General features: G+C 73.2%; 9 protein-coding genes and 2 pseudogenes. 1 reads left to right on the top strand and 10 read right to left on the bottom strand.

Annotation, left to right across the window (positions count from 1 at the left end):
* From CCN51_RS32105 to CCN51_RS32095, 3 genes and pseudogenes are all read right to left on the bottom strand, one after another.
* A pseudogene (locus CCN51_RS32105) lies at positions 1–843 on the bottom strand (hypothetical protein); the annotation flags it as partial.
* A 356-nt stretch (positions 844–1199) separates the two neighbouring features.
* Complete coding sequence (locus CCN51_RS32100) at positions 1200–1892, bottom strand: Crp/Fnr family transcriptional regulator (RefSeq protein WP_014175813.1); 693 nt, start codon at positions 1890–1892, stop codon at positions 1200–1202.
* Between the two features lie 223 nt (positions 1893–2115).
* Positions 2116–3681, bottom strand: coding sequence for an MFS transporter (locus tag CCN51_RS32095; RefSeq protein ID WP_055414166.1), 1566 nt, complete (start codon positions 3679–3681; stop codon positions 2116–2118).
* Between the two features lie 72 nt (positions 3682–3753).
* On the opposite strand from CCN51_RS32095, the gene CCN51_RS32090 reads away from it, so the two are divergent.
* A complete protein-coding gene (locus CCN51_RS32090; RefSeq protein ID WP_014175815.1) occupies positions 3754–4731 on the top strand; it encodes a GlxA family transcriptional regulator in 978 nt (325 codons plus the stop codon).
* A gap of 73 nt (positions 4732–4804) precedes the next feature.
* Here CCN51_RS32090 and CCN51_RS32085 read toward each other — a convergent pair whose 3' ends face one another.
* The 7 genes and pseudogenes from CCN51_RS32085 to CCN51_RS60190 all read right to left on the bottom strand — a co-directional run.
* Entirely contained in the window at positions 4805–7513 is a 2709-nt protein-coding gene (locus tag CCN51_RS32085) for a polynucleotide kinase-phosphatase (protein ID WP_014175816.1), read from the bottom strand.
* Positions 7510–9009: a 3' terminal RNA ribose 2'-O-methyltransferase Hen1 gene (locus CCN51_RS32080; RefSeq protein ID WP_014175817.1), complete on the bottom strand. Its 1500-nt coding sequence runs from the start codon at positions 9007–9009 to the stop codon at positions 7510–7512. The genes CCN51_RS32085 and CCN51_RS32080 overlap by 4 nt, the downstream gene beginning before the upstream one ends.
* A 141-nt stretch (positions 9010–9150) precedes the next feature.
* A complete protein-coding gene (gene mmuM / locus CCN51_RS32075) occupies positions 9151–10077 on the bottom strand; it encodes a homocysteine S-methyltransferase (protein WP_014175818.1) in 927 nt (308 codons plus the stop codon).
* Between the two features lie 104 nt (positions 10078–10181).
* Positions 10182–11105: an LLM class F420-dependent oxidoreductase gene (locus CCN51_RS32070; protein ID WP_014175819.1), complete on the bottom strand. Its 924-nt coding sequence runs from the start codon at positions 11103–11105 to the stop codon at positions 10182–10184.
* 18 nt (positions 11106–11123) lie between these two features.
* Entirely contained in the window at positions 11124–11597 is a 474-nt protein-coding gene (locus CCN51_RS32065; protein ID WP_043489952.1) for a DUF6099 family protein, read from the bottom strand.
* A 160-nt stretch (positions 11598–11757) separates the two neighbouring features.
* Positions 11758–12219, bottom strand: a complete 462-nt coding sequence (locus CCN51_RS32060; RefSeq protein WP_014175821.1) for a nucleotide pyrophosphohydrolase — start codon at positions 12217–12219, stop codon at positions 11758–11760.
* A pseudogene (locus CCN51_RS60190) lies at positions 12185–12360 on the bottom strand (ATP-binding protein); the annotation flags it as partial. The gene CCN51_RS32060 and the pseudogene CCN51_RS60190, both read right to left, overlap by 35 nt.

Below are 12360 nucleotides of genomic sequence, written 5' to 3'. Positions count from 1 at the left end.
GGCGGCCGGGGGCTCGTACGGTATGGCGTGCCGACGGCCGCGCAGCAGGCGGTCGGCCGCCTCGCCGCCGGAGACTCCGGAGACTCCGGAGACTCCGGAGACTCCGGAAACAAGGACGACGCAGAACGCCTCGTGCTCGGCGAAGTGGGCGCGCAGCCGGTCGAGCCGGGCCTCCGGGCCGGCGGCCCCGAAGTCGGCCAGGGCGGTGGGTAGTTCGAGGAGATAGCCGTGGCCCCGCGCGGTCTTCTCGCCCACCGGGGCGGGGTGTTCGGCGCCGGAACCGGCACCCGGTCCGGGCGCCGCGCCGAGCCGCCACACCCCGCCGCCCGTCGTCCCGGCCAGCTCGGCCAGCAGCGCGAGCGCGGTCCAGCCGCGCCCGGAGCCGGGCTCGCCGCACAGCGCGAGGAGGTGGGTGCGGCGCAGGTGTTCCCGCATGGCGTCGTAGCCCGCGCCCCGGCGGTGGATCCGGCGCAGACGGGCGAGCTCGTCATGGGCCACCGGCCCCTCGGGGAGCGGACCCGCCGGGGCGCCCTCGGCCGGGTGGCGGGCGGCGTGGCCGTGAGCGTGGTCGTGGTCGTGGTCGTGGTCGTGGGGCTGCGCGGCGGTGTGCGGATGTGTGTCGGTACGCGGATCCGTGGCGGTACGCGGATGCGCCTCCGTGTGCAGATTCGCGCATGCCTCGCGGGCCGCCCGGGCGCCGCCCGCCTCGCCCACGGTGCCCAACGGGCTGTCCATGCCGTCCATGGGCAGGTCCAGGCGCGTGCCGGTCCGCTCCTCCCCCGGAGTGTCCGGAGTGGTCCGCCGCGCCCGGCTGTCCGTGTGGCTGGCTTCCGGTCCGCTCATCGCCCCGCCGTCCTTCGTGCCTGGTGCAGTCCGTGTGTCGCGGCTCGGGGGCGGTCCGCTGGCTGTGGTGGCCGTCATTCGGCTGTCATTCGGCTGTCGTCGGGCTCTGGCCGAAGTGGGCGGCGGGGCTCTGCCCCCGTGCTCCGCTCCGCCGCCCTCCTCCGGTGCCGGGCGCTGGGCCGCGTGCACCCCCGTCGCACACGGTCCCGCTCCCTGTACCTTCTTCAGAGTCGCGGCCCGGGGCCCGGGCGGCTGTAGCCGTTTACACAGTCGGTCGGCGCAGTATCGATGTGCGGCTCCGCCGCGTGGCCGGGGGCTCACGCGCGGGCGCGCGCTCGCGGACCGGCCGCGGCCGGTCACCCCGTCGCGCGCCCCTCGGCCAGCAGGCGCAGCAGCGCGGTGTCCACGACGACGAAGCGGCGCGAGGCGGTCTGTACCACGCCCTGGTCGCGCAGCAGCCGCAGCGCCTTGGCGACCGCTTCCCGGGTCGAGCCCACGGCGGCGGCGATGTCGTGCTGTGGCAGCGGCAGATCCACGGAGATGCCGCCGTCGGCCTCGGGGCGGCCGGTGCGTTCGGCGAGTTCGACGAGGCGGGCGGCGAGGCGCTGCAGCACCTTCTCGGAGGCCAGGGAGCGCCGTTCGCCGTCGGAGCTGCGCAGCCGGGAACTGAGCTGGCGCATGATCAGAACCGTGGCGGCGGGGCGCGCGGCCAGATACGCGCGGAAGCGGTCGCCGGAGACGACGACCGCCTCCAGCCGCCCGAGCGCGGTGACCGTGGCGCTGCGCGAACCGTAGTCGACGGCGGCCTGGTCGCCGACCACCTCGCCCGCCCCGCGCAGGGCCAGTATCAGGCGGATACCGCGCTCGGTCTCCACCGAGACGGTGGCCCAGCCGGAGGTGATGGCGACGACGAAGGTCGTACGGTCGTGCTCGCGCAGCACGATCTGGGAGGGCTCGTACGTCCGGTGTCTGCCGAGCGCGAGCAGCGCGCGCCGGTCCTGTGCGGGGAGCGCGTCAAGGAAGGGCCTGCCGCCCTCGAAGAGACTCATCCGCCCTCCCCGCTCGGTGCCACGCGGCGGAGCCGCATATCGATACAAGTGCGTCGTCCGGCTCGCGGAGAACACCCTCGCTGTTCCAGTTATTCGGGGCTGTTCCAGTTATAGGCGCGGCGGGCGGGTGTTGCGGAACCCCGCGACAGTCCTGAAACAGTCCGGCGAGAACCCTGCGACCGAGACATGAGCGACAGCACGGTAGGCACATGTCACAGGCACGTCAATGGCGCCTCGCCGCCCGGTCCTGCCCGGTACGGAACACCGCACCCGCGAACGCCGCCACCGCGGCGGTCAGCGCCGCGAAAACCCAGCCCGCGCGCAGCGCCCCCAGGTCCGGCTGCCGGGCGCCGCCGGTGACCACCACCAGGGCCGCGACGCCCAGCGCGGTGCCGCCCTGACGCGACATCATCAGCACACCCGAGCCCAGGGACAGCCGGTGGGCGGGCAGCAGACCGGCCGCCGCGAACATCACCGGCTGGTACAGCCCGGTGCCGATCCCGGCCAGCACCAGCCCGGGCAGAAAACCGGCCGCGTAGTGCGCCCCGCCCCCCGACGGGCCCGCCGCCACCAGCCACCACACCGGCGCCGCGGTGAACGCGGCGGCACCCAGCACGGCGCTGCGCCGCTCCCCCAGCGCCCGGACGATCCGCCCCGACAGCATCGAGACGACCAGCACGGTCAGCGGCCACGCGGCGACGGCCACGCCCGCGCGGCGCGTCGAGTAGCCCCAGACGCCGGTGAACAGCCAGGTGGCGGAGAGCAGCAGCGCCGAGTAGGCCAGGAAGTAGCTGAGCAGGCCGAGCGTGGCGGTGGTGAACCCGCGCGAGCGGAACAGCGCCGGGTCCACCACCGGGTCCGGGTGCCGCCGCATATGCGCCACGCACAGCGCGGCGGCCGCAAGGCCCGCGGCCAGGACGGTGAGGGTGGCGGGCGCGGCGTACCCCCAGTCCGGCGCCTCGACGCAGGCGGTGGTCAGGGCACCGGTGGCCAGCAGCACCAGCAGAGTGCCGAGCGGATCGAGCCGACGGGCGCGGCTCCGTACCCGCTCGGTACGCACTGGCTCGGTACGCACGGACTGGGTGCGCACTGACTGGGTGCGCACTGACTCGGTACGTACAGGCTCGGCACGCACCGGCTCGGCACGCACAGGCTCGGCACGCACCGGCTCGGCGCGCGGCAGGATCCGTACGCCCGCCGCCACCGCCACCAGCACCACCGGGACGTTGATCAGGAAGATCCACCGCCAGTCGGAGGCCGCGAGCAGTCCGCCCACCACCGGTCCCGAGCTCGCCGCCACCGCGCTGACCGCCGTCCACAGCCCCACGGCCGTGGCCCGCTCGCGCGGCGCGAAGGCGGGCAGCGCCAGGGAGAGCGAGGTGGGCACCACGATCGCCGCCGCGACGCCCTGCACCACCCGTGCCGCGATGAGCCAGCCGAGGCCGGGGGCGGCCCCGCAGCCGAGCGAGGCCGCCCCGAACAGGGCCATGCCCAGCAGGAAGGAGCGGCGCCTGCCCGTCTCGTCGGCGAGCCTGCCCGCCGGAACCAGCAGCGCCGCGAGCACGATGGTGTAGGCGTTCAGGACCCAGGAGAGCGTGGCGGTGGAGGCCGAGCGGAAGTCGGCGCCGATCGCGGGGAAGGCGATATTGACCGCGATCAGGTCGAGTACGGCGAGGAATTGGGCCGCGGACGCCACGGCGAGGATCAGCCAGCGGCGGGGATCGGGGCCCGGGGAGGTCGCGGGTTCGGGCACACCGCTCCCCTGGGCCTTTGTGGAAGGGATCGTCATGCCCATCCAGCATCGACGGCGCTGCACGGACTCACGAGTGGCAAGACTGACAGCACCCGCTACATTTCTGCCATGCCCTCGATAGCCGTCGCCGTCACCGCCGGTATGCCGATCTTCGATCTGGCCGTGCCCTGCCATGTCTTCGGCACCGACCGGCCGGACCTCCCCGACGGCTGGTACGACTTGCGCGTCTGCGCGATCGGCCCGGACAGCGGCCCGGTCGCCACCCGCTCCTGGTTCGCGGCGCATACGCCGTACGGGATCGAGGAGCTGATCGCCGCCGACACGGTGATCGTCCCGGCGTCCGCCGATGTACGCGGCGATCCGCCCGGCGAACTCATCGACGCCCTGCGCGAGGCCCACCGGCGCGGCGCCCGCGTGGTGTCGCTGTGCTCGGGCGCGTTCACGCTCGCCGCGACCGGGCTCCTCGACGGCCGTACGGCGGCCACCCACTGGATGTACGCGGCGCTGTTCGCCGAGCGCTATCCGGCCGTGCGGCTCGACCCGAGCGTGCTGTACGTGGACCACGGCGATGTCCTCACCGGAGCGGGGTCGACCGCGTGCATCGATGTGTGTCTGCACATCGTGCGCGAGGACTTCGGCAGCGCCGCCGCCAACACCCTGGCCCGGCAGCTGGTCGCGCCCGCCCACCGGCCGGGCGGCCAGGCCCAGTACATCGAGGCGCCGCTGCCGGAGCGCACCGACGACTCGCTCGCCCCGCTGCTGCACTGGGCCGCCGAGCGCCTGAACACCCCGCTGACCGTCGCCGACCTGGCCCGGCGCGCCCACACCAGCCCGCGCACCCTGGCCCGCCGCTTCCACGCCGCGACCGGCACGACGCCGCTGCGCTGGCTGCAGACCCAGCGGATCGCGCGCGCCCGCGAGCTGCTGGAGGGCGGGGATCTGCCGGTGGACCGGGTGGCGGAGCTGTGCGGGCTCGGCACGGCGGCGAATCTACGGCGCCACTTCACCCGGGCGGTGGGGGTGCCGCCGCACGACTACCGCCGCGCCTTCCGCGCCCGCCGCCCGGCCGGGGCCCAGCAGACCTGACCCGACACCCCAGCACCCCCACGGCCCGGCACCCCGGCATCCCGACGGCCCGGCACCCCGACGGCCGGTGCCGCTAGAGCCGGGGGTCGACCGGCTCGGACTCCAGGGCCAGCACGCCGAACACCGCCTCGTGGACCCGCCACAGCGGCTCCCCCTCCGCCAGCCGGTCCAGCGCCTCAAGACCCAGCGCGTACTCGCGCAGCGCGAGCGACCGCTTGTGGCCCAGGTGCCGCTCGCGCAGCCGGTCCAGGTTCTCCGGTCGGGTGTACTCCGGGCCGTAGATGATCCGGAGGTATTCGCGGCCGCGGCACTTGACGCCCGGCTGGACGAGCCGACCGTCCGTACCGTCCTTGCGCACCAGCCCCGCCAGCGGCTTGACCACCATGCCCTCGCCGCCCGCCTCCGTCAGGTCGAGCCACCACCGCACGCCCTCGGCGACCGACGCCTCGTCCTCGGTGTCGACGACCAGCCGACGGGTGGGGGCGAGCAGCCGGTTCACATACTTCGGGGTGAAGGCGCAGATGGAGTTGTTCGCATAGGCGTCCAGCTCCTCGCGCTCGACGATCCGGTCGATCATCGCGAGCTGTTGGTCGTGCGGGAGGGCGGCCAGGCTGCGGCCGCGCACCGCCAGGATCTGGAACGGCGCCAGCCGGATGCCGTCCAGGCCGTCCGTGCCGCGCGCCCCCACCGTGCGGCGCCCGCCGGTCTCCTGCCGCTCCCCCGGCCAGCCGCGCTGCGGATCCCCCACCGGCCAGCAGTAGCGCCGGTATGCCTCGGTGAACGCGGCCGCGTCGGCGGCGCGTTCGCCCTGTTCGCCGAGCAGGGCGGTCACCTCCACGCCGCGCGCGGCGGCCGACTCCAGGGCCGCGAGCGCCCCGGGGAACGCGGCGCCCGAGGCCGCGCCCACGGCCGCGTACTGGTTGCGCAGCAGCCCCTCCGCCTTCAGCGACCACGGCATCAACTCGGCGTCGAGCAGCAGCCAGTCGGTGTCCAGCTCCTCCCACAGGCCCTCGCGGCCGATGGTGGAGCGCAGCCGGTGCAGGATGCGCTCGGTCATCGTCGGGTCGTCGAAGAACGGCCGGCCCGTGCGCGTGTAGAGCGCGCCGGACACGCCCTCCGGCGCGCCGAAGCGCTCGGCCGCGGCCTCCTCGTCACGGCAGACCAGCACCACCGCGCGCGAGCCCATGTGCTTCTCCTCGCAGACGACCTGGCGCACCCCGTCCGCCCGGTAGGCGGCGAACGCCTCCGCCGGGTGCTCCAAGTAGCCCTCCTCCTTGGACGTCGCGCAGGGGGCCATGGTCGGCGGGAGGTAGGGCAGCAGCCTCGGGTCGATGGCGAAGCGGCTCATGACCTCCAGCGCCGCCGCCGCGTTCTCCTCCTTCACCGCGATGCGGCCCATGTGCCGGGTCTCGATGACACGGCGGCCGTGCACATCCTTCAGGTCGAGCGGGCGGCCGTCTGCGCCGCCCGGGGCCTCGGTCGTCAGGGGCTTTACGGGCTCGTACCAGACCCGCTCGGCGGGGACGTCCACCAGCTCGCGCTCGGGCCAGCGCAGGGCGGTCATCCGGCCGCCGAAGACACAGCCGGTGTCCAGGCAGATGGTGTTGTTCAGCCAGGACGCCCGCGGGGTCGGGGTGTGGCCGTAGACCACGGCGGCCCGGCCGCGGTAGTCCTCGGCCCACGGGTAGCGCACGGGCAGGCCGAACTCGTCGGTCTCGCCGGTCGTGTCGCCGTACAGCGCGTGCGAGCGGACCCGGCCGGAGGTGCGGCCGTGGTACTTCTCGGGCAGCCCGGCGTGGCAGACCACCAGCGCGCCGCCGTCCAGCACGTAGTGGCTGATGAGCGAGGCGATGAAGTCCCGCACCTGGTCGCGGAAGGCCGGGTCGGTGGCGTCCTCCTTCTCCAGCTGCTCGATGGTCTGGGCCAGGCCGTGGGTGTGCTGGACGTTGCGGCCCTTGAGGTAGCGGCCCAGCTTGTTCTCGTGGTTTCCGGGCACGCACAGCGCCGCGCCCGAGGCGACCATGCCCATCACCAGGCGCAGCACACCGGGGCTGTCGGGCCCGCGGTCCACGAGGTCGCCGACGAAGACGGCCGTGCGGCCCTCGGGGTGGGTGGCGTCCACGGGGCGGCCGAGGGGGTCGCGGTCCAGCGCGTAGCCGAGCCTGCCGAGGAGGGTTTCCAGCTCCGAGCGGCAGCCGTGGATGTCGCCGATGATGTCGAACGGGCCGGTGAGGTGGCGCAGATCGTTGTAGCGGCGCTCGGTGACGATCCCGGCGGTCTCGGCCTCCTCCTCGCCGCGCAGGATATGCACCTTGCGGAAGCCCTCGCGCTCCAGGGACTTCAGCGACCGGCGCAGCTCGCGGCGCTGGCGCGGGATGACATGGGCGGGCAGGTCCACCCGGTCGGGGCGCTCCGCGTTGCGCCGCACGCAGACGCTCTCCGGCACGTCGAGGACGATGGCCACGGGCAGTACGTCGTGCTCGCGGGCCAGCTCGATCAGGCTGCGGCGGGCCTGTGGCTGGACGTTGGTCGCGTCGACGACGGTGAGCCGCCCGGCGGCGAGCCGCTTGCCCGCGATGTAGTGGAGCAGGTCGAAGGCGTCGGGGGTGGCGCTCTGGTCGTTCTCGTCGTCGGCGACCAGTCCGCGGCAGACGTCGGAGGACACGATCTGGGTGGGCAGGAAGTGGCGGCGGGCGAAGGTGGACTTGCCGGAGCCGGTGGTGCCGATGAGGACGACGAGGGCCAGGTCGGGCACGGCGAGGCCGCGCTTGGCGGAAGTCATGCGGCCGTCTCCTTCGCGGTCGTGGTGTTGGTCTCAGGCGTGGTTTCTGTGTCGGTCCCGGTGCCGAGGCGGAACAGCGCGAGCTGGGTCGGCGGGCCCACCTCGGGGTCGTCGGGGCCGACGGGCCGGAACTCCACGGCGTATCCATGGCGTTCGGCGACGGTCCGCGCCCAGCCCTGGAACTCCTCCCGCGTCCACTCGAAGCGGTGGTCGGGGTGGCGTACCCGCCCGGCGGGCAGGGTCTCCCAGCGCACGTTGTACTCAACGTTCGGCGTGGTCACCACGACCGTACGGGGCCGGGCGGCGCCGAACACCGCGTACTCCAGGGCGGGCAGCCGCGGCGGGTCCAGATGCTCGACCACCTCGCTGAGCACCGCGGCGTCATACCCGCGCAGCCGGCTGTCGGTGTACGCCAGCGACCCCTGGAGCAGCTTCACGCGCGCCGAGCGGCGCTCGCCCATCCGGTCCAGGCGCAGCCGCCGGGCCGCCTCGTTCAGCGCGCGCATCGACACATCGACACCGACGATCTCGGTGAACCGCGCCTCCTTGAGCAAGGCGCCCACCAACTGCCCCTGCCCGCAGCCCAGGTCGAGCACCCGGGCGGCGTCGGCCGAGCGCAGGGCGTCGAGGATCGCCTCGCGCCGCCGCACCGCCAGCGGCACCGGCTTGTCCTCGGTGTCGGACCGCTCGTCGACCGCGTTGTCGATCTCCTCCACCTCCGTGTCGTCCGCCTCCGCGAGCCGCACCAGCTCGAGCCGCTCCAGGGCGCTGCGTGTGAGCGACCAACGGCGGGCCAGATAGCGGCTGGTGATGAGCCGCTGCTCGGGGTGGTGCTCCAGCCAGCCCTCGCCGGAGTCGATCAGCTTGTCCACCTCGTCCGGGGCCACCCAGTAGTGCTTGGCGTCGTCGAGCACCGGCAGCAGCACATACAGATGGCGCAGCGCATCGGCCAGCCGCAGCTCGCCCTCCAGCACCAGCCGTACGTACCGCGAGTCGCCCCACTGCGGGAACTGCTCGTCCAGCGGAACCGGCTCGGCAGTCACCGCCCAGCCCAGCGGCTCGAAGAGCCGCACCACCAGCTCGGCGCCGCCGCGCGCGGGGAGGGCGGGCACCTCGATCCGCAGCGGCATCGCCCGCTCCGGCAGCTCGGGCCGCGCCTTGCAGCGGCCTTTGAGGGCACTGGAGAAGACACTGCTGAGGGCGACGGAGAGCAGTGAGGAGGCGGCGTAGGGGCGGTCGTTGACGTAGTTCCCGAGGGCCGCGTCCGGGGCACCGCCCCGGCCCTTGCCCCGGCTCCGGCGCACCAGCGCCACCGGATCCACCTCCAGCAGCAGCGCCGCCGTACAGCGCTCGACGTCCGCCTCGGGGTAGAAGACGTGCGCCGTGCCATGGGAGGTCGAGAACAGCTGCGCCTTATCAGGGTGCTTGTGCAGCAGGAACCCGAGGTCGGTCGCGGGGCTCTCGGCGGTACCGGTGGTGGTTATCGTCAGGAACACCCGTCCGAGTATCGCCGGACCACCGCCGCGTTTCTAATCGTTTAGCTCCATGCTCTCCCCCTTCCGCCGGCTACTGACGCCGGCCACTTCCGCTCGCCGCTTTCACATGTCAGTTTTCATATGTCAGTTTTCATATGTCAGTCACTTCCGCTCGTCGGCCATCACGGCCGCCAGCTCCGCGATCCGGTCCGGCCCCACCCGGCAGCAGCCGCCGATGAGCCGCGCGCCCGCGTCGCGCCACGCCTTCACCCGCGCCGGGTCGAACGTCGCCCGGCCGCGCCAGCCGCGGGCCTTGGCGTCCCACTCCTCGCCGCTGTTCGGATACACCACCACCGGCTTGCCTGTGGTCGTCGCGGCGACCTCCACGGCCCGGTCGGCGTCGCCCGGCTCACAGCAGTTGACGCCCACGGCCAGCACCTGGTCGTTCCCCGCCGCCAGGGCGAACGCCTCGCGCAGCGGCTGCCCGGCCCGGGTGTGCTCTCCCGCGATGCTGTACGACAGCCACACCGGTATCCCGCAGCCCTCGACCGCCCGCAGCAGCGCCTCGGCCTCGTCGGCGTCCGGCACCGTCTCCAGCGCCAGCACATCGGGCCCGGCCGCGGCCAGCGCCTCGATCCGCGGCCGGTGGAACCGCTCCAACTCGCCGACGCTCAGCCCATAGCGCCCGCGGTACTCGCTGCCGTCCGCCAGCATCGCCCCGTACGGACCGACGGAGGCGGCCACCCACACCGGCCGGTCGACGGTGCCGCCCGCGCCCTCGGCCGCCCGGCGCGCCAGCTCCACGCTGCGCTCCAGCAGCGCCGTGGCCTCCTTCTCCAGCACGCCCCGGCGGGCGAAGCCCTCGTAGGTCGCCTGATAGCTGCTGGTGATCAGCACCCGTGCGCCCGCCCGCGCATACGCCGCATGGGCCTCCTCGATCTGCCGCGGGTCGTCGGCCAGCAGCCGGGCCGACCACAGCTCGTCGGAGAGATCGCAGCCCTGCGCCTCCAGCTGATTGGACAGCCCGCCGTCGAGGACGAGCGGCCCACGCTCCAGGGCGGCGGCCAGTGGCGTACGGCGGGCAGACATCACGGGTGCTCCTTGCTCAGGGTGGTGCGGTGGTGCGGTCGTGCGGTGTCGCCGGGCGTTGCCCGCGGTCGCGCTCGTGGCCCGGCGCGCGTCCGGCGGGTGGTTCAGCCCAGCTGGGCCTGGACCTGCGAGGAGATCAGCTCCAGGTGGTCGAGGTCGTCGAGGTCCAGAATCTGGAGATAGATCCGCGACGAGCCGGCCTGCGCATACTGGCCGATCTTGTCGACGACCTCGGCCGGCGAACCCGCCAGACCGTTCTCCTTCAGCTCGTCCACCTTGCGTCCGATGGCATTGGCCCGCCGGGCGACCTCGGCGTCGTCCTTGCCCACGCAGACCACCAGCGCGTTGGAGTACACCAGGTCGTCGCCCTTGCGGCCCGCGGCCTCGGCCGCCGCCCGCACCCGCCCGAACTGCCGCTCACTGTCCTCCGCCGAGGCGAAGGGCATGTTGAACTCGTCCGCGTACTGCGCCGCGAGGCGGGGGGTGCGGGTCTTGCCGTGGCCACCGATCAGCACGGGCACCCGGTCCTGGGCGGGCTTGGGGAGCGCGGGCGAGTCGGCGAGCTGGTAGTGCGCCCCCTCGTATCCGAAGGTCTCGCCGACCGGTGTGCGCCACAGACCGGTGATGATGGCCAGCTGCTCCTCCAGCCTGGCGAACTTCTCCGCCGGGAAGGGGATGCCGTACGCCCGGTGCTCCTCCTCGTACCAGCCCGCGCCCAGGCCCAGCTCCACACGGCCACCGGACATCTGGTCCACCTGCGCGACCTGGATCGCGAGCACGCCGGGCAGCCGGAAGGTCGCGGCCGTCATCAGGGTGCCGAGCCGGATCCGCCGGGTCTCGCGGGCGATCCCGGCCAGGGTGATCCACGCGTCGGTGGGGCCGGGCAGCCCGTCGACGTCTCCCATCTTCATGTAATGATCGGAGCGGAAAAAGGCATCGAAGCCCAGATCCTCGGTGGCCTTGGCGACGGAGAGCAGGGTGTCGTAGCTCGCCCCCTGCTGGGGCTCGGTGAAGATTCGCAGATCCATGGATCCCATCCTGCACTGTCATGCCGCGCCACCCCACTCCAGCACCGTCATGTGCCTGAGCATCCCGTGCACCCGGTCCCTCGCCTCGTCCGCCGCGTCGATCGCCTCGACGCACTGCCAGTACAGCGCCTCCTCGTCTGTGTTGGAGGCGACGCCGACCAGCGCGAAACCCGCCTCCGCGAGCAGATCGCCAAGCGCCAGCAGCACCTCCCTCGGATCCCTCACCTCGGACAGCTGGCCGGCCCGTAAGCCCCCGCTGTGCAAGGCCGGGTGATGCAGTGCGGGGTGGAACAGGGCGCCGCGCGCCCTGTTTCCCGCCTCGCACAGGCCGCGCGCCTCCGCACGCGCGGCCGCCGGACCACTCACCACGAAATGGCCACCGATCGCCTCCGCGAGCGCCTGTATCTGCCAGGCCTCGGCCACGATGTCATGCACGGTCCCGGCCTGCGCCAGAGCGTGCCGCGTGACACCGATCAGCCGCATCGCATCCATGCCCCGCTCCCCTCTCAAACGGACTTCCCACACCCGTCACTCCTCCACTACCCAGAGTGATGACTAACAGGCAGAAAAGCTAGGGGAATTCAGGAATCTGTTGACAACAGTTACGTTGTGGATAACTTCATCACTACAGAGAGTGACGAAACGAAGATCCCTAACGCCTGGTGGCCGGAAAACGGACCTCATTGCGGTCGATCTTGGCCGCGAGAGCCGCCAGCGCGTCGATCCCCAACACCTCGCAGAACTGGAGCAGATACGCCAACACGTCGGCGACCTCGTCCTCGACCCGGGCCGCGCTCCCCGACTCCTCCATCACCCGCGCCGACTCCTCGGGCGTCAGCCACTGGAAGATCTCCACCAGCTCCGACGCCTCGACGCTCAGCGCCGTCGCCAGGTTCTTGGGCGTGTGGTACGGCTGCCAGTCGCGCGCCGCGGCGAACGCGGCCAGCCGAAGCTGCAGCGCCCGCACATCCCGCCCCTCGGCCTGCGACCCCTCAGCCCGTGCCCCCTCAGCCTGCGACTCCCCGGCCTGTGACTCCCCGGCCTGCGCCTCATCGAGCCGCGACTCATCGGGCCGCGACTCATCGGGCTGTCGGTACTCTCGTGCCTCGCTCACACCCCAGGTGTACCACTGTCGCCCCAGCCCCCTCCTCTGCACCCGGCTCCTCCGCCACCGGCGGCTCCGCCACCGTCCCCACCAGCCGGATGTGCCCCCGTGCGCACATCCGCGCCGCGACCCTCAGCAGCGCCCGCGCCT

The sequence above is a fragment of the Streptomyces milbemycinicus genome, assembly GCF_002154605.1.
Lineage (GTDB): Bacteria > Actinomycetota > Actinomycetes > Streptomycetales > Streptomycetaceae > Streptomyces > Streptomyces milbemycinicus.
The sequence above is the reverse complement of the archived record's forward strand: the minus strand, read 5'-3'. Positions and strand labels throughout refer to the sequence as shown.